This is a genomic window from Pseudomonas sp. (genome assembly GCF_028293835.1).
In the GTDB taxonomy this organism is placed as follows: Bacteria; Pseudomonadota; Gammaproteobacteria; order Pseudomonadales; family Pseudomonadaceae; genus Aquipseudomonas.
Genome location: NZ_JAQGNX010000114.1, coordinates 1 through 18,835, shown reverse-complemented (window position 1 = coordinate 18,835; position 18,835 = coordinate 1). Strand labels below are relative to the sequence as shown.

General features: G+C 56.5%; 8 protein-coding genes. 2 read left to right on the top strand and 6 right to left on the bottom strand.

All coding sequences use genetic code 11. From position 1 onward, the window contains the following. A partial coding sequence (gene mscK, locus JWR17_RS16585; RefSeq protein WP_299833023.1) for a mechanosensitive channel MscK occupies window positions 1-2,639 on the bottom strand: 2,639 nt, incomplete at its 3' end. A gap of 36 nt (window positions 2,640-2,675) precedes the next feature. After that, window positions 2,676-4,418: a potassium/proton antiporter gene (locus JWR17_RS16580; protein WP_299833022.1), complete on the bottom strand. Its 1,743-nt coding sequence runs from the start codon at window positions 4,416-4,418 to the stop codon at window positions 2,676-2,678. Between the two features lie 239 nt (window positions 4,419-4,657). On the opposite strand from JWR17_RS16580, the gene JWR17_RS16575 reads away from it, so the two are divergent. Beyond that, window positions 4,658-7,753 carry a DUF6543 domain-containing protein gene (locus JWR17_RS16575; protein ID WP_299833021.1) on the top strand — a complete coding sequence of 1,032 codons (3,096 nt, stop codon included), beginning with the start codon at window positions 4,658-4,660 and terminating at the stop codon, window positions 7,751-7,753. Window positions 7,754-7,792: 39 nt separating this feature from the next. On the opposite strand, the gene JWR17_RS16570 is transcribed toward JWR17_RS16575, so the two are convergent. Both JWR17_RS16570 and putA read right to left on the bottom strand, forming a co-directional pair. Then, window positions 7,793-9,595 (bottom strand): acyl-CoA dehydrogenase, encoded by a 1,803-nt coding sequence (locus JWR17_RS16570; protein ID WP_299833020.1) that lies wholly within the window; start codon window positions 9,593-9,595, stop codon window positions 7,793-7,795. A gap of 182 nt (window positions 9,596-9,777) precedes the next feature. Beyond that, window positions 9,778-13,731 carry a trifunctional transcriptional regulator/proline dehydrogenase/L-glutamate gamma-semialdehyde dehydrogenase gene (gene putA, locus JWR17_RS16565; protein ID WP_299833019.1) on the bottom strand — a complete coding sequence of 1,318 codons (3,954 nt, stop codon included), beginning with the start codon at window positions 13,729-13,731 and terminating at the stop codon, window positions 9,778-9,780. A gap of 448 nt (window positions 13,732-14,179) precedes the next feature. Between putA and putP the strand changes: the two genes are divergently transcribed. After that, window positions 14,180-15,670: a sodium/proline symporter PutP gene (gene putP, locus JWR17_RS16560; RefSeq protein ID WP_299833018.1), complete on the top strand. Its 1,491-nt coding sequence runs from the start codon at window positions 14,180-14,182 to the stop codon at window positions 15,668-15,670. Between the two features lie 164 nt (window positions 15,671-15,834). Here putP and JWR17_RS16555 read toward each other — a convergent pair whose 3' ends face one another. Further along, complete coding sequence (locus JWR17_RS16555; RefSeq protein ID WP_299833017.1) at window positions 15,835-18,411, bottom strand: DUF2235 domain-containing protein; 2,577 nt, start codon at window positions 18,409-18,411, stop codon at window positions 15,835-15,837. Further along, the coding region (locus JWR17_RS16550) for a DUF3304 domain-containing protein (protein WP_299833016.1) at window positions 18,396-18,835 on the bottom strand (440 nt) is incomplete at its 5' end. The genes JWR17_RS16555 and JWR17_RS16550, both read right to left, overlap by 16 nt.

The following is an 18,835-nucleotide window of genomic DNA, read 5'->3' as shown; positions in this document are numbered from 1 at the left end:
AAGCCCACGCCCGCAATCGTGTACGACAGCAATGTAGTCGTGGCGTAAGCGCTGCCTTGGGCAAGGTTCAATCGCGACAGCACCAACACTTCCAGCAGGCCCGGCAAGTTGCCGGCCAACACCACGGTGGTGCCGATGATGATCACCGCCCCGATCAAGTCGCCGAGGCTGATTGGCACCATGCTCATGGTGGCACCCGTGCCGCTGGTGTATTCATAGAGCGTAATGTTATCCAGGTAGGAGAACACGCTGATCAGGTCCGACCAGACCCAATACAACGCGGCGATAAAACCGGCCAGCAACGCCAGACGAATCAGTCGTAACGACTGATCATTGACCTGTTCGATGTCCAGCGTTGGCTCTTCAATGGTTTCGCTGTCTCCGTTTTCCTTGGCTGCCTGGCGTTTGGCTTGGGCGCGCTGGTAGGCCAGCCGCCGCGCGGCAACGCTCAGCCCGCGAACGAAGGCGGCTTCAATCACCAGCCAAAACATCAGCAGATACAGGGTGTCGATCAATCGATCGCTGAGTTTCAGCGCGGTGTAGTAGTAACCGAAGCACACCGCAAGGAACAGTGCGATGGGCATGGCGGTAAACAGCGCGCCCACGGCTTTGCGAAACAGTGAGGCACTTTGATGATTGGGACTGCGCACCAGCAAGCGGCTCAACAGCAAGGTCATCAGTGCATAACAGGCCAAGACCACGGCGATACCCAGCACGTCGTCCGCCAGTGCGGCGGGCTGGTGTTCGGCCACCGCCACCACGGTAACCAAGGCCAGCACCACCAGACCCAAGCGACGAATCCAGCCCTGAAGGAATTCAACCTGGGGTTTTTCCCAGCGGAAATGCAGTTGTGCCACGCCGTTCGGCGCCAGGACTCGGTAGGCGGTATAAAATATCAGCCAAGCCAGTGCCATTTGCAGCAATGCGGAGCCGAGGTTGGTGTTCTGGCCGCGTGCGTCAATCTGTAAGGCATAACCACATAACGCCAGGCCCAGTGCCACCGGCACCGCCAACAAAATGTTGATCAAAATGGCCAGCGGGGTGTTCCATTGGTTGTCGCGCTTGAAATGGCCGACGTCCGCATGCAGCTCGCCAAGCTTGTTGTACAGGGCCTTACGTTTCCAGACCAAGGCACCGATCAGCAGCAACAGTGGCAAAAACAAGAGAGGACGCTGGGTCAGGCCATCGGTCAACTCGCTGACGCTGGAAGACCAAGGCAGCGTGGAAACTTGCTTGCTCAGGCGCGGCGGGATGCCTTCAATCCATTCCAGGTCCAGTGGTTTATTGCTGGGGATCCAGAACATCTGCTCATCAAGGGTAGAACGCAGGCCGATGGCAGTGCCAACCAATTGCTTCTGGTTGAGCTGCAAGGTGATGGATTCGTTAAGCAGCGAACTTAATTCACGGTTCAAGCGTTCCAGCAGATCGGTGCGGGTAACGGCCAGGTCCAGCAGGGTTTTGCGTAGCGCCGGGGTCACGTCTTCGGGCGGTTGGGTCGCAAGCAGTTTATCAACGTAGGCGCCGGGCGTACTCATGGCTTCGCGTTGTTGATTGACCTCGAACTGATACAAACGAATGTCAGCGATTTCGTCGGCCAGCCCTCTGTCGAGCTCCAGCAACGGCAACGCCTGCTTTTGCTTATAGAGAATTTTCGACAATAAGAGGCTGCCGCGAAGGACGTTGATCTGTTCGTCAAGGGCCTGATCGCTTTGGGTCAGGCTGTCCAACTGCTGCTTGGTCTTGAGATTCTGTTGGGTCAGTTCATTGAGCCGGTCAGTGCCGCGCAACAGGTAATCGGACAGCTTGAGATTTGCCGCGCTTTCTGAGGCCAGCAGGCTACTGCCGCCGGCTTTCTGGGCCTCAAGGGACAGCTGCGTAACGGTCTGTTGCGATTGAGCGCGACGTTTATCATTGATCAGGGTTTGCAGGTCCTGGATATCCTGCTCCTGCCGAGCAACTTTTTCAGTCAGCAAGTCGTGCTGGCTGTTGCCCAGATCCTGCAGTTGGCTGTTGCCTGCCAGTTCTTGACGGCGCAGCAGCGTCATCGTGTTAAGGGCGGCCAGTTCTGCATTGAGTTGGTCACGCTGGTCTGGACTAAGGTTTTTGCCGCTGTCTTTGCCCGCTTTCAACAGGTTGTTGATCTGCTGGGTGCGGGTTTGATTGGCGCTGATTTCCGCCTGAGCCCGTTCCGGCCGGGTCTGGGCCGTGATGGTCAGGCTGTTGGCATCATTCAACGCTTTCTGCAGGTCGCTTAGCTGGGTGCTGCGATCGGTCAGCACCTGTTCCAGCTGGGCGACGTCGAGATTGGCGAAACGCTGCGCAATCGGGATCACCCTGGTGGCTTTCAGTCGCGCCAGTTCGCGCTGGTTATCAACGGTTTGACGCGGAGCCTGGGCCAGTTGCTGTTTCAGCTCGGCCAGGCGTTTTTCGCCGTCCTCTTTGCTCGTGATGAACACGAGGGTTTGTTGCAGAACCGCCTGCAGGGCTTTTTGATCGGCGTCCGGCAGTTTGCGCTCGGCAATTTTTGCCAGGCTTTCCTGCACGGCGCTGCTGGTAGGTGGTTCGGCAGCCTGAATGGAGGTGATGGATAGGCAGAGCCCAAGCAGGGCAGCAACAAAAAAGGATCGCAAGGTAAGCATAAATACCGGTCGAGCTGAACAAAGAGAAAGGCAAGTTTAAAGGAACAACCCGGGACTTGGGCGGCTCCCTTCGGGAAATTTGACACCGACTTTGAGTATCTTGTTGCCATCCATGACAGCAACAGTCCAAATCGTCCCATTCCACTCGATCTGGTCACCGACTACCGGTTCGCCGCGATTCTTCTGAATAATGAATTGGCTGAGGGGAATATTCGGATTCAGGCCGTCAAGTTTCAAACCGTACAATGCCGCGATAGCCCCCAGCTGAGCGTCTCCCTCCAGCACAAAGTCGCCGAAGAAACGCAAATCAAGGCCCCGTTGAGGCGCCTGGCTGAACAACTTGCCCAAGGCCGATAAGTTGTGTTCATGGCCGATGACGCAGAGCAAATCGTCCACCTCCAGGGTCGTACTACCCGACGGATGGAGCAGTTGCTGACCACGAAACAGCGCCGCGATCCGGGTGCCTTCAGGCATTTTCAGCTCGCGCAACGCCGCACCGATGCACCATTTCTCAGCGCCCAGGCGGTAAACGAACAACTCCCACTCACTGGTGACATGCACCTCCAGCGCGGACCGGGAAATTGGCGCGGGCTCTGGCGGTACCGTCACTTTCAGCAGCTTGGCCATCCAGGGCAGGCTTGTGCCCTGGACCAGCAGCGATACCAGCACGATAAAGAACGCCAGGTTGAAATACAGCTGGGCGTGGGGCAACCCGGCCATGAGCGGAAACACTGCAAGAATGATCGGTACCGCACCGCGCAGACCGACCCAGGCGATAAAGGCTTTTTCTCGATCATGGAACGCTTTGAAGGGCAGGAGGCCGACGAACACCGACAGCGGACGGGCGAACAGAATCATCCACAGGGCCAGGCCTAGGGCAGGCAGCGCAATGGGCAGCAAATCGTGGGGCGTGACCAACAGACCCAGCACCAAAAACATTCCGATTTGTGCCAGCCATGCCATGCCGTCAAGCATGTGCAGAATTCCGTGACGACTGCGAATGGGCCGATTGCCTAGCACCAGGCCGCACAGGTAAACCGCGAGAAATCCGCTGCCATGAATGGCGTTGGTAAATGCAAAAACCGCCAGGCCGCCCGCAACCACCAAAATAGAGTACAGACCGGTCGCCAGATTGATTCGGTTGACCAATTGCAGCATGACCCAGCCGCCACCCAAACCGATGATTGCGCCGGTGCCGAACTCTTGAATCAAATGCCCCAGCAGGCCCCAATGCAGACCGGTTTCGCCGCTGTGCAGCATGTCAATCAAGGTCACGGTGAGAAACACCGCCATGGGGTCGTTGCTACCGGATTCGATTTCCAGGCTGGCGGTTACTCGTTCGTTCAGACCCTTGCCGCCCAGCAATGAGAACACCGCCGCGGCATCGGTGGAACCGACAATCGCCCCAATCAGCAGACCTTGAATCAAATTCAGATTGAACAACCATGCAGCGACCATCCCGGTCAGCCCGGTGGTGATCAGTACGCCCACCGTAGCTAGCGACAGCGCGGGCCATAACGCCACTCGGAAACTGGCAACGCGGGTGCGTAAGCCACCGTCGAGCAGGATCACCGCAAGGGCGAGGTTGCCGACCAGGTAAGCCGTGGGGTAGTTGTCGAAAATGATACCGGCGCCATCAACGCCTGCCGTCATACCGACGGCGAGGATGATCACCAAGATAGGAATGCCAAGCCGCGACGAGAGCGAGCTGACCAGGATACTTGCACTCACCAGCAACGCGCCGATCAAGAACAGGCTGTTGATGGTTGTTGCATCCAAGGGCGTTACTCCAAATCCAATTTGAGAAAGCGGGCGCGAACCGACCATGCAGTCCGCGTGCCAAGGGATTCTAACCTGTTGAATTGGATGGCTGTCAAAGCTTTGTGTGTTTATCTTTTATGTATCGGCCGCTGCAAGGGGCAGCTCGCGTGCTGAATCATGAGGCATAACTATTTACCTCATGGCCGGGCAGACCCTCCGGTACGGTTGCGGCTCAATTGCCGACAGGACGTCTAGCCATGTACGAAGTAAACGCAGCGGATCCCCTCGCTGACGAGTTTTTCAAAAGCTTGTGCATCAAATATGAATCCCCAGAGGAGTACGCGAAGGAGACAGTCCGTACGTACACGCAACGAAAATGGGACATTCTTCTCGATCCCGACGAAATGGTCATTGCCACGCTTTACATCGAAACAGCAGGTCGCCAGGCGCCGTTTAACGCCAGCGTTGCTTTTGCCATGACGCTCACCGAAGCCATGCTACGAAACTGGCAGCAGAACGGCAGCGGCGATTTGTTTGAGCACCTCGGCAGGCTTGAAGGCTATCGTCCGGGCGGATACGCGGTCAATCTCGTGCAGCATCCGCTTGCGCTGTGGAACAGCGTGGCCTACGAGGCTGTTTACCGCAAAACTACCCCGCAGCGGTATGACGTTTCCACGCACCTCCCTATCCGTGCCGATGAGTTCAAACAGTACGTATGGGATTGCAATCTCCAGGCCCATTATAAAAAACGCCTTGCGCAGTTCTGGACAGAGCATGGGTCCCATTATCACTTGCTTATCAAGGGTTCGTTATTAAAGGCCGTTTATACGCAGGCGGCAGCGGGGGCGTTGACGGTTGAAGACAAAGGCTTTTTATTGAGGGCTTTGGGATTGGATGCAGGCCAGCCATGGGAAACCCTGACGTGGGAGCATTTCGTAAATGCGCCGCTTTCAAGTTTTACAACGTTTCGAGAACTGATTGTTTACCGTTATACCGCCACCGACATCATCGCTATCAAAAACGAACTGACGGGCCGGATCGTTATTTACATCCCGGGTAATTCGTCTCCTTTGCACGGTTTTGATTCCGAGCAATTGGCTATCGAATGGTTGGGCCAGCAGTGCCGGGACCCGAGAAGAAGGAAAGCGCTGGAAAGCCACTTCAGGATGGAAGATGACGGCGATGGTCCTTTTTTAAGCGGCCTGCATGCAGCGCTGGCGGGTATCGCTGTTTACCCGAAGTTCCTGAATCAAGCGACGGGTTATTGGCCTCCACGCTCCACCATAAGGTTTGGTCCCGCTATCGAAGAGTGGCCCTTTTCGCATTTCCGACAAAATCTCAAGGACCGTTTGGACTCCGACGCCGTGCAAGCGATACATAGCCAAAGTGATTATTGGAAAGCCGCAGCGGGCCAAGGCGTGACGGATGCGATTCTGGTTTTAGGCGCCGTGGTAATGGTGGCGCCTGAAGTAACACCTTTGCTCGCTGCCCTGTCGATTGCGTTAGTAGGTTTAGGCGTAGACGAGACGGTAGAGGGGCGAGATAAGGCCCAAAAAGAGCAGGGGCTTGAGCACATCCGGTTTGGCGTATTGAACGCTTTGCCGATTATTGCAGAGGGTGTCGTGGGTGCTGTCGAGGCTGGCCGAGTTGCCAGGGAGGCCGTTGAAGATTCCAGATGGGGGGATGAGATAGACGTCGACGCTGATGCGCTGGCAACCTCTGAAAGCCGGGCCGCAGAAGAAGAGCAGGCCCGACTCGCCGAGCAGGCCAGGCATAAAGCAATTGACGATACTGAGCGGGGCTTCGGTATTGAACCTGAAGGTCTGCGCTCGTTGCGTCCGCTCATGCGAACCAGGCTTAAGGCACTTGAATACCCGGAGGCGCTGAACGAAGGCGCATGGTCATCCGTTAACGGTGCTAACGAGGCGTACCAGCGTTTCAATTATCAGACTAACGCAACCGAGTATTTCATCCGCTTGCACTCCAGGGTGTATCGGGTCGAGTGGGTTGATGCAGCTAGCCAGTTTCGTATCATTCCAGCCTATGGCGAAGGTCCCACCGGTCCGTTCGTCAAAGAGCTGGGGCTTGGACGATGGGACTTGGATTTGAAGCCGGGGTTGCGCGGCGGTGAGAGTTTTGATGGTTCATCAATAACCCCCATTGATATCGGTGTTGCATCGCCCCAGCCACTGCCGGACGCGCCTGTTGTAATTCAACCGGACATTCCCAAGATTCAAATAGAAATCCCCATGGATGGGGTTGAAAGTGCAGAGAATAGGTATTTCATCCCTCTGGACGGTAAAAGGACTCGAGTTTACTACGACGCCGATCCGCAGTTGCCGGGCTGGACACTCAGTAGCGGCGAATACGTATGGAGGAGCGAGGCGGGCGAATGGCGAAGTGCAGACGCAGCAGCCTATAAAAAACTCACGAGCAAAATCCCTCAAAGTAAGAAATACCAGATATATAAGTTTCCGCGGTTGCCGGAGCTTCCTGCTAATGCCACACCTGTTCCGCGTGAAGTTCACTACATCTGGATGGGAAATCGGATACCCGGTGAACAACTATTGACGAACCTTTCGAGGAATGCGTCCCGAAGTCCGGATCTGGTGTTTACCCTCCATATTGATATAGATAACGAACTGGCGTTTCACGATCTGTCGTCGCGTTTCGTCAATCACCCCAATGTCCATATCTCACGGTTGAAAGATGAGGCTTTTTATTCAGGGTTTTTGAAAAGTGAAATCGCCCCCCTGTTCAGTTACTTCCGCTATGGCGATTATCAAAACCTTGCGGCGGCTTCCGATGTGCTTCGCTATCGGCTGATCTATGAATACGGGGGGATATACATGGACTGTGACGACATCATCTTGGGTTCTTTTAAAGAGGTCAGTTTGGACGCTGGGCCCTGCGACGTGCTGATGGGGAATGAAGTCAGCGCGCCGTCGTTTAACTATGTCGGCCCCAACACCAGCCATTTCGCCAGTCACCCCCGCAACCCTGTGTTGAAAGAATTGTTGCGGGAAATGCATGCGCGCTACGTGAACGAAGACCCCGTGTTTTTTACAACGCCGCGTCCTCGTATCGACACGTCAACAGAACAGCTGCGCGTGGCGTCGAAGGCGGTAATGGCCACTTATATGATCAAGATTTTTGAATTGACAGGGCCAAGCGTATTCTCTGATGTCATCAGGAAACTGCGCCCCGATTACTTTGATCTGTTGGCGCGCAGCCTCAAGCCAGATGTAATTAATGCCACCGCCTACACCGAACGGATGGAGGCGGCGCGGGATTTCTACTTCCCGTTCAAGCGCAAAGCGCCGATCGTCGCGGGCAGTGCCAATGAATGGTAGATAGCCACCACGCTTGAGCTTTCTTTACACCTTGGCGGGCTAAAACCAGCTGTCTTGCATCGCCAGGCAGGTGTCGTCCCGTGCTTCCAGAATCGCTAGTTCATGATGGCAGCCCGGTACTTCCCATGTCAGGAAGTACCGGGCGGCTTGCAGCTTGCCCTTGTAAAAATTGACGTCGGGCTGATTGCCCTTGGCTAAACCTTCCTCGGCCCGGATCGCCTGTTCCAGCCAACGCCAGCCGATTACTGTGTGACCGAAGACTTTCAAATAAAGCGCGGAGTTGGCCAGGCTGCTGTTGATCTTGCCTTGCCCCAGATCGGTCAGCAAACCGATTGTTACTGCTTGCAGTCGCGCAACCAATTGCTCCAGCGGCTGGCGTAGGGCTGTTAAGCCTTCATAAGCTTGGGCGCGAGCAGCTGTATCAGCAATCAGCATGATCAGTTGTTTGAGCCCGGCGCCGCCGTTTTGCGCGAGCTTGCGGCCCAGCAAGTCCAATGACTGAATACCATGGGTGCCTTCATGAATTGGATTCAAGCGGTTGTCGCGGTAGTACTGCTCTACTGGGTATTCACGGGTATAACCGTGGCCGCCGAGAATCTGGATCGCTAGTTCGTTGGCCTTGAGGCAAAACTCAGACGGCCATGATTTTACGATGGGGGTCAGTAAGTCCAGCAGCTCATGGGCTTGTTTTCGAACCACTTCGGTTTCGCCAGTCGTGGTGTCATCAAACAAGCGTGCGGCGTAGAGGCCAAGATCAAACGCACCTTCTACATACGCTTTTTGGGTCAATAGCATGCGCTTGACGTCGGCATGCTGGATGATCGAAACCGGCGCAGTGTCCGGGTTTTTGCTGTCCGGAAGACGGCCTTGCGGGCGTTCGCGGGCATACTCCAGGGAATACAGATAACCGGCGTAACCGAGCATGACAGCGCCCATGCCAACGCCGATTCGTGCCTCGTTCATCATCTGGAACATATACGTCAGGCCCTGATGCGGTTTCCCCACCAAGTGGCCGATGCACTCGCCGTTGTCGCCAAAGTTTAGCGCCGTTGATGTTGTCCCTCGCCAGCCCATCTTGTGAAACAGCCCCGCTAGCAACACGTCGTTGCGCTTGCCCAGGGTGCCGTCATCGTTGACCAGGAATTTAGGCACGATGAATAGAGAAATACCCTTCACCCCAGAAGGCGCATCCGGCAGCTTTGCCAAGACCATGTGCACGATATTTTCAGACAGCGGATGGTCACCGCCCGAAATAAAAATCTTGTTGCCGCGCAGGCGATACGTACCGTCTGCCGCCAGTTCCGCCCGGGTACGAATGTCTGACAGGGACGAGCCGGCGTGCGGTTCAGTCAAGGCCATGGTGCCGAAAAAACGACCATCGATCATCGGTTGCAGATAGCGTTGCTTCTGCTCCTCGTCACCGAAGCTTTCAATCAGGTTGGCCGCGCCCATGGTCAGGAATGGGTACGACGTTGATGCGGCGTTTGCCGATTGAAAGTGGGCAAAACAGGCCTGTGATAACAGAGTTGGTAGCTGCATGCCGCCCGCTTCAAAACTACGCGCTGCGTTCAGAAAACCGGCTTGAAGAAAGGCGTCAACGGCCGGTTTAACTTCGGGAATCAATACGGCTTCGCCGTTTTCGTAGCGCGGCTCGTTTTCGTCGCCCTTGCGGTTATGCGGGGCAAAAAACTTTTCGGCGATGGTCCGAGCCGTTCCGATCGCGGCATCAAAGGTTTCGCGATTATGCTCAGCGAAACGCTCGCGCTGGGTCAGGGCTTCGGCGTCCAGCACTTCATATAATTCGAAGGCCAGGTTACGGGAACTGAGTAGCATCTCGGACATGGCGGCATACCTTTTTGGAATGGCCGAAGTCTAGGTGGGGAGGTGAGCCGCTGAACACTAAGATTGATGTGCGTGATGGAGAGGTAGAAGATGTAAACCTTGTTCAGGAGGGGACAGTACCCTGAACAAAGCCAAGAAAAAAGGGAGCCTAAGCTCCCTTTTTAACGGCGGCATTCTGCCGATTAGCCAATCGTCATCAAGCTGGCATTCCCCCCGGCCGCCGCCGTGTTGACGCTCAATGCTCGCTCAATGACCAAGCGCTCCAGGGCGATATTGGTTTCGCCATGGGACAGTCCGTGGACCCCTACAATCGCACCCTCACGCTTGGCTATCTGTTGGCAGATGGCCTGGAGCTGGTCCGAATCGCCATGGTGCAGAACCGCACCAATGACCACTTCGTCCTTGTGCCAATCCGCCACGTGTTGAATGCGCGCCTGCACTTCTTTAGGTAAGCGAGCGCTCAGCGTTTTGCCGATTTCGCTATCGGGCCAAACCGCCGTACTACCGACGGCCAATACGGCTGCCAATTGCGTCAACAGGTCAGCTTCGTTTTCGGCCAAGCACAGTAGGTGCTCCCGTGGCAGAAGGCTGTAGCTGTTGCGTTCTCCTGTAGGGCCGGCCAGTACGCGGGTGATGCCGCTTTGCGATTGGTCTGCGAACTGACCGCACACTGCGCCGAGTGCATCGTGCTGGTGATCTGCTGCCCAGGTTTGCAGGGCCTTGAGCGGTTTGCTCATGGCGTCGCGCATCTGGGTGTTCGGCGCCAGCAGTGCGTCGCCTCGGGCGAATGATTGCTCGATAGCATCCACCGGCCGGGTCGACAGCAAGCGATACAGGTACAAAGGACCACCGGCTTTCGGGCCGGTGCCGGACAAACCTTCGCCGCCGAAAGGTTGAACGCCGACCACTGCGCCGACAATGTTGCGGTTGACGTAAACGTTGCCCGCATTGACGTTATCAATCACTTTCGCGATGGTTTCGTCGATTCGAGTGTGCACGCCCAAGGTTAAGCCATAGCCGCAAGCATTGATTTGACCGACCAGCAGGTCCAGTTCTTTGCGCTTGTAGCGAACCACGTGCAGTACCGGGCCAAAGATCTCGCGCTGCAATTCGTCGAAGCTTTCCAGCTCGATCAGGGTCGGCGTGACGTAGGTGCCGCGCTTTACTTCATCAGCGTCGGCAATTGCCATCTGATAAACGTTGCGGCCCTTGTCGCGCATGGCCTGGATATGTTTCTCGATGCCAGCCTTGGCCTCAGCGTCGATGACTGGGCCAATGTCCACGGACAGGCGCTCGGGATTACCGAGACGGCATTCGGCCATGGCACCTTTGAGCATTTCAATCACACGATCAGCCGAATCTTCCTGCAGGCACAGTACGCGCAATGCCGAGCAACGTTGACCGGCGCTGTCAAACGCCGACGATACAACGTCGGTGACGACTTGTTCGGTGAGGGCCGAAGAGTCGACGATCATTGCGTTCTGGCCACCTGTTTCAGCGATCAGCGGAATCGGTCGTCCTTGGGCATCCAGACGGCCGGCGATATTGCGCTGCAGCAGGCGAGCCACTTCCGTCGAGCCCGTGAACATCACGCCTTTGATTCGGTCATCGCCTACCAAGCGTGCGCCGACTGTTTCGCCGCGCCCGGGAAGCAGCTGTACAACACCTTCTGGAATACCTGCCTCAAGCAGTAGACGAACAGCTTGCGCAGCTATGAGTGGTGTTTGCTCGGCTGGTTTGGCCAGCACCGGGTTGCCTGCGGCCAACGCTGCGGCGACCTGGCCGGTGAAAATAGCCAATGGGAAGTTCCAGGGACTGATGCACACCACCGGACCCAGGGGGCGGTGCGCGTCGTTGGTAAAGTCGTTGCGGGCCTGCACTGCGTAATAGCGCAGGAAATCGACGGCTTCACGAACTTCGGAGATGGCATTGGCGAACGTCTTGCCAGCCTCACGGGCCAGCAACCCCATCAGTGGCTGAATGTCGCCCTCCATCAAATCGGCAGCGCGTTCAAGGATCGCTGCGCGCTCGGCAGGCGGTGTCGCTTGCCAGATCGGCGCGGCATTCAAGGCGCACTGAATGGCATTGTCGACGTCCTCCAGCGTGGCTTCCTGCACGTGGCCCACTACGTCCCGCAGGTCCGATGGGTTAAGCACCGGCGCAAACGTACCGATACTGGCGGTGCTGCCCAGCATTGGTCCGGCTTTCCAATCGTTGTGGGCGGTAGCCAGTAACGCTGAAGACAGCGAGCCCAGACGATGTTCGTTGGCCAGGTCGATGCCGCTGGAGTTGGCGCGCTCTGGCCCGTACAGGTCGCGCGGCAGAGGGATGCGCGGGTGTGGCAAGCCGAAGCCGCCTTCCTGCGTAGCCATTTGCTCGATGCTGTTCACTGGATCGGCCACCAATTCCTGTATGGAAATGGATTGGTCGGCGATGCGATTGACGAATGAAGTGTTGGCGCCGTTTTCCAGCAAGCGACGCACCAGATACGCCAGCAACGTTTCATGGGTGCCGACCGGAGCGTAGACGCGGCACGGTCGGTTCAGCTTGCCGTCGGCCACGGAGCCTACAACCTGCTCATACAGCGGTTCGCCCATGCCGTGCAGGCATTGGAACTCATACTGGCCGGGGTAGTAGTTCTGGCCGGCGATATGATAAATGGCGGCCAGTGTGTGGGCATTGTGAGTAGCGAACTGCGGATAAATGACTTCCGGTACCGACAGCAGTTTTCTTGCGCATGCAATGTAGGAAACGTCGGTGTAAACCTTGCGGGTATACACCGGATAGCCTTCCAGGCCGTCCACTTGAGCGCGCTTGATTTCGCTGTCCCAGTACGCGCCCTTGACCAGGCGAATCATCAGGCGATGACGGCTACGACGGGCAAGGTCGATGACGTAGTCGATGACATACGGGCACCGCTTTTGATACGCCTGAATCACGAAGCCAATCCCGTTCCAGCCTGTCAGTTGCGGCTCGAAGCACAGGCGTTCCAACAGGTCCAACGACAGTTCCAGGCGATCAGCTTCTTCGGCGTCGATGTTCAGGCCGATGTCGTATTGCTTGGCCAGGAGGGTCAGCGATAACAGCCGGGGGTACAACTCATCCATCACGCGCTCGTATTGTGCGCGGCTATAACGAGGGTGCAATGCAGAAAGCTTGATGGAGATGCCCGGGCCTTCGTAAATGCCACGACCATGGGATGCTTTGCCGATGGAGTGAATCGCCTGCTCGTACGAGGCGAGGTACTTTTGTGCGTCGTGCTCGGTCAATGCCGCTTCACCCAGCATGTCATACGAGTAGCGAAAGCCCTTGGCTTCGAATTTACTGGCGTTGGCCAAGGCCTCGGCAATGGTTTCGCCAGTGACGAACTGTTCGCCCATCAGGCGCATGGCCATGTCCACGCCTTTGCGGATCATGGGTTCGCCGCTTTTGCCGATGATGCGGCTCAGGGACGAAGTCAGGCCGGCTTCATTATGGGTGGCGACCAGTTTTCCGGTCAGCAACAGACCCCACGTCGCAGCGTTGACGAACAGCGACGGGCTATTACCCAAATGCGGGTGCCAGTTACCGGTGCTGATTTTGTCGCGAATGAGCGCATCGCGGGTGCCCTTGTCCGGAATACGCAGCAGCGCCTCGGCCAGGCACATCAACGCCACGCCTTCTTGCGATGACAAGGAAAACTCTTGCAGCAAGCCCTGCACGATACCCGCACGGCCGGTTGCGCTTTTCTGGTTGCGCAGTTTTTCGGCGATGCTTGAGGCGAGTTTTTGCGTCGCTTCAGCCATGCTCGCAGGCAGCCGTGCCTGCTCCAGCAGCATCGGAACCACTTCTGGCTCGGGGCGGCGATATGCCGAAGTGATCGCGGCGCGCAAAACCGACTGCGGCAAAATGCTTTCGGCGAATTCAAGGAAGCACTGGTGCGCGACGTCGGCCTGCAGGTCGACCAGTTCGTCGGGTTCTTTTCCAACGACGCCGTTGAGTTCCATCAGCGTTGCGCCGCCCTCGAGTTTCTCGAGATAGTTGAAAATCGCCTGTTTGATGAGCCAATGGGGCGTGCGGTCAATGGAGTGTGCGGCCATTTTCAAGCGTTCACGGGTGGCATCGTCAAGCTTGACGCCCAGGGTGGTTGTAGCCATTTCTCATCCTCGTCGTTGCCACCGGTGTGGCTTGGCCGACGTTCAGATTAGTCCCGAAATTCCACGGGTGCAACCTAGTGCAACCCGATTTGAAGGAAATATTTTTTCAGCCCGTTATCCGTAGGGCAACGACCTTAAGGGTGCGCAACGCTGGTGCTTTTTTATCAGTAAACCCGGGCCTTTGCTCCGAAAAGAAGCAAAAAACATACTGTCACGAAAAAACGCGGGCAGGTGCAACTGCAAGGGAAAAAGAGGTTGCACCTCGTTTGCGTTGTTGACTAGGATTCTCGCCCCAAGGTGACGCCTGTTCATTTTGGGGTCATCAACTGATGTTTTTCCTGGGGAAACTTCAGTCAAGCGCACGGCTGGTTATTCATCTTCGCGGAGCAGCCCCATCGCTGCGCAAAGGTTGATAGCCGTGCAAATAATAATGCCAGGGCGCACCTCTATGACTGTCAGCAATCCTACCTTGATCACCTTTGTGATCTATATCGCAGCAATGGTTCTTATCGGCCTCATGGCCTACCGCTCAACCAATAACCTTTCAGATTATATTCTCGGCGGTCGCAGCCTCGGTTCAGTCGTCACGGCCCTGTCGGCCGGTGCGTCGGACATGAGTGGCTGGCTGTTGATGGGCCTGCCGGGCGCTATCTACATGTCGGGTCTATCCGAAAGCTGGATCGCCATCGGCCTGGTCGTGGGCGCCTACCTGAACTGGCTGTTCGTCGCCGGGCGCCTCCGTGTACAAACCGAACACAATGGCGATGCGTTGACCTTGCCGGACTACTTCACCAGCCGCTTCGAAGACAAAAGCGGGGTGCTGAGAATTGTTTCAGCCGTGGTAATTCTGGTGTTCTTCACCATTTACTGCGCATCGGGAATCGTTGCCGGCGCCCGACTGTTTGAAAGCACGTTCGGCATGTCCTACGAAACTGCGCTGTGGGCGGGTGCTGCTGCGACGATTGCTTACACCTTCGTCGGTGGTTTCCTCGCAGTGAGCTGGACCGATACCGTACAAGCGACGCTGATGATCTTTGCGCTGATCCTGACGCCGATCATTGTATTACTGGCCACTGGCGGCATCGATACCACCTTGCTGGCGATCGAAGCGAAGGACCCCACCCACTTCGATATGCTCAAAAACACCTCGTTTATCGGCATTATTTCGCTGATGGGCTGGGGGTTGGGCTACTTCGGTCAACCGCACATCCTTGCACGCTTCATGGCAGCGGATTCGGTCAAATCGATTGCCAAGGCGCGTCGTATCTCCATGACCTGGATGATTCTGTGCCTGGGCGGCACCGTTGCGGTGGGTTTCTTCGGTATCGCCTACTTCTCGGCGCACCCGGAATTTGCGGCGCCAGTGACCGAAAACCACGAGCGTATATTCATCGAATTGGCGAAGTTGCTGTTCAATCCATGGATTGCTGGCGTGCTGCTGTCAGCGATTCTAGCCGCTGTGATGAGTACCTTGAGCTGCCAGCTACTGGTGTGTTCCAGTGCGCTGACCGAGGATTTCTATAAAGCCTTCTTTCGCAAGCGCGCATCGGACTCGGAGTTGGTGTGGGTTGGCCGCGGCATGGTTCTGTTGATTGCCATCATCGCCATTGCCATCGCATCGAACCCCGAGAACCGAGTGCTGGGTCTGGTGAGTTATGCGTGGGCAGGCTTCGGTGCTGCATTCGGCCCTGTCGTACTGATCTCGGTGCTGTGGAAAGGGATGACGCGTGACGGTGCGTTGGCCGGGGTTCTGGTCGGCACCCTGACCGTAGTTGTCTGGAAGCACTTTGCGCTGTTGGGGTTGTACGAAATTATTCCCGGCTTCCTCTTCGCCAGCGCGGCGATTGTGATCTTTAGTCTGCTGGGCAAGGCACCGTCGGCGGCCATGCTCACGCGCTTTGCGGCGGCGGACAAAGAGTTTCGGGCGGCGTCTCGTTGAGTCACTGAGCTTGGTTGCAAATCCGTAGGACCGATTCATCGGGAAGGGCCAGCACGGTTTATCCGGATGATCGTATTGCCGTCTTCCCGAATGAATCGGTCCTACAGAATTTCGGTGTGGTCTACCTCTATAGGCTGCCTTCGGCAGCTCTGGTTGACTGGTGTTCAACCACCCACCACGCCTTTGATCTGATCCAGCCAGCCGGATTTCGCCTCTGCGGGGAGACTGTCGAACAGGTCCTTGGCCATTTCTGCCACCTTCGCCGCTTTTTGGGCTTTAAGGAGGGTTTTCAGCCCCGGCGTGTTTGCGGTTTCTTCGCTGAGAGCGACCGGCAGTGGCAGGGCATCGAGCAGCTTCAGCACATCGCCGGTGTTTTTGGTGAACGTTCTGAGGGCGCCAACGTTATCTTCCATTGGCAAGTCGATTTTTGTGACGGGGTCGTAGGCTCGGATTTCCGGACCGTCCATGGGGTTGAGTTTGCCGCGAAACGCTGGAATGCCCACTGACGGAACTATCAAACCGATCAAATAGCGAGGGTCGTTGCGCTTGATGCTCAAGCCGACGCTGGCGAGGGCGATACCGACGCCAATCACTTGCCCTGACCTGGCCAGCAGTGACAACGACTTGTTGGACTGATCGTCAAAAAACACCGCACGGAAGCGGAAATAATCGCCGAACACTTCACGCTCATTGAGCAGCGAATTCATGAACCAGGCGCGTGAGTCGTGGACTTGCTCGTCAAAAAACTCGGTAAGGGTCCGGGCTTTATCACTGAGGGGTTCAAAACTGCCGGGGGCGTATAGCTGGTGGAAGGCTGCGTTGGCAGCCCAGCGCAACTTGACGTATTCCTCCGCTTCGTCCTGTTCATTAATCAGATAGACCAGCCCACCCAGCAGCGTATTGATAGCTGTGCCGGCCGACATTTTTTCGTTGGAATCGGCAAATGCCCACTTGGTCATATAGTCACGGCGGAACTCACTCATCGCCATTTCCAGTTGATTCTGGTCGAGGGTGGGTTCAAAGCCTTTGTGCGTATTGAAGGCTATGGGGTGTTTCGCCCCCACACGTTGTTCGTATGCCAGCTTGATCGCCAGATTGCTGTTGTGTTCGGCCAGCGCCGCCTCTGATTGGGGCTGTCGTTCTTTTCCATTGTGCTGCGCCAGGCTCTCTTCGAACTGTCGTTCATGAAGCGAGCCAAGCGCCTTTGCTTCGGCCGGCGTCATGTCCTTGCCCTGCACGTGCTGATAAGCAGAGGTATCTCTCAGGCAAAAGAACGCATACCGATTGATCCGCCAGGCGGTGATCAACGCGGCCTGGTGTTCCATGGCATCTTCCAGTGGGCCGGTTACATGAGCGTCGAGCCAGGTGTTGAAACGGTGGGTGAGGGTTTCGGAGACTGCGAAGGCAATGTCAGTTTCTTCCGACATAATCAACCAAGGCCATTTCTCTTTCTGGTCTATATCGAGTGCATCCTTTGGTGCCTGTAACGGCGCGCCGACCGCATAGGCCTCGGCATACATATGGTGCAACGGTATCTGCGATAACACATGGTTTCCGCCTTTCAATGCCTTACCTTGCTCCCCTGATGGATACCCTCCACCCACGTCCGAGTGCACGCCGGGATAAATATATTCAAAGGTTCCGGCGCGGTAAGTCGACGGGCAATCCGGGTCGTCGGGGTTGGTTCTTCGCCGAATCGAGTCCATCGGGAAGCAGTTGCGTTGTTCATGCGCCGCCACCAGATGCACGCAGCGCTCAAGAAATTGCTCGGAATCTGGCAGGCGCATGGTGTCATCGGCCCATCCCATATGCCCGTCGGCGAAGGGCGCCGCATAGGCCACTCCGGATGAGGCTACGGTGTCGAAAAGCCCCATGAATGCGATGCAGATCGGTAACCCTGCAAACAGGTAACAGGTTTCGCCCTCGACCTCGACTTTCGTCAGGGTTTCCAGCCACGTGGCAAACGCTCGGGCCTCGGCGGCACCGCGGGAAAAACCATACACGTACAGACGCATGCCAATGATGATCGGGATGGTCTTGCGCGCATGCACGTATTCGACCTTTTTTTGCAGCGCCAATAAAGGCCCTTGGAGCGCTTGCTGGCGACGGCTGTCTCCACGTGTAAGTAGCGCAGCGCCCAACATGTCTTCGGTAAGCGAGGTTCCCATCTGCTGAACCAGTTCGTAGGCATCTTCAGGTTTTAAGCGTGGTTCTCCGCAAGCTCGGCCCAAGGCATCCAGCAGGCGGGTCAACCCCCAGTTAATTCGATTCTCACCGCCCACGGCGCTCATTAGCCCTGTGACTTGCGGTTCGAACTCTCCGATTTCTTTGAATTCAGTGCCGACCCCTTGTATGTAGTAGGCGTAAAAGCCGTTTTTATTCGCTTGGCTCTGACCGTTGCCCTGATTGGCGCCGACGCTGGCATGGTAAAGCCTCGCCACATTGGTGGTGGAGGGTGGCTGGCCGAGTCTGTCTGACGGTTCATGGTTGTTGGTGCCGTCGAAACACAGGGTGATGTTCAGCACATTGATGCACGGCGGCCCCGCGTAGACCTGGCCCAACGCTTTGGCGGCTTTTTCCGCCGCATAACCCGCCAGCAGTTTTGGCCTGAATTGCGTGCGGTAATGGCGAGCGACGTCTTCCGAGTCACGGGGTAACAAGCCTTCTTTTTTGAAGGGCGGCGTCGGAGTCAAAGACGCCGGAGTCGGGCGTTGTGAACCTGATTTCAAGGTGCTGGACATACGGAAGGCACTTCCATTTTGGAGGGGTAACTGAAGGGATAACCGGCTTGACCGGGAGTGACTGCCACTGCCGAAACAGCGACTTGATCGCAGGGTAGAAAATGGACGTCGATGACCCCTAGCTCGTCATAGGGCGCCACCTCAACGACGGCGCGATGGTGGGTGTATTTGGATTGATGCACTTTCGCTGCTTCAATCCATGCGTCTGAGTAGCGTGGTTTCGGCCAATTAACTGAATCACCGGTATTGGGATCCTTCTCCCACTCCACCACCACCGTCAGGCCGGGGTGCCATTTACGCGGCATGCTCACGCAGCAGTTCTGCTTGCCACCGCCGCCGTAAGGTCCGATGTTCGGACCGCCATTGCCGTTGACGGTGAAGTAATTGATCGCCGCCGAGGTGTGGCTGTAGCCCTCGATGGGCG

Coding starts and splice junctions, on each gene's coding strand:
- JWR17_RS16575 (WP_299833021.1), top strand. CDS start 4,658: ATGTACGAAGTAAACGCAGCGGATCCCCTCGCTGACGAGTTTTTCAAA.
- JWR17_RS16570 (WP_299833020.1), bottom strand. CDS start 9,595: ATGTCCGAGATGCTACTCAGTTCCCGTAACCTGGCCTTCGAATTATAT.
- putA (WP_299833019.1), bottom strand. CDS start 13,731: ATGGCTACAACCACCCTGGGCGTCAAGCTTGACGATGCCACCCGTGAA.
- putP (WP_299833018.1), top strand. CDS start 14,180: ATGACTGTCAGCAATCCTACCTTGATCACCTTTGTGATCTATATCGCA.
- JWR17_RS16555 (WP_299833017.1), bottom strand. CDS start 18,411: ATGTCCAGCACCTTGAAATCAGGTTCACAACGCCCGACTCCGGCGTCT.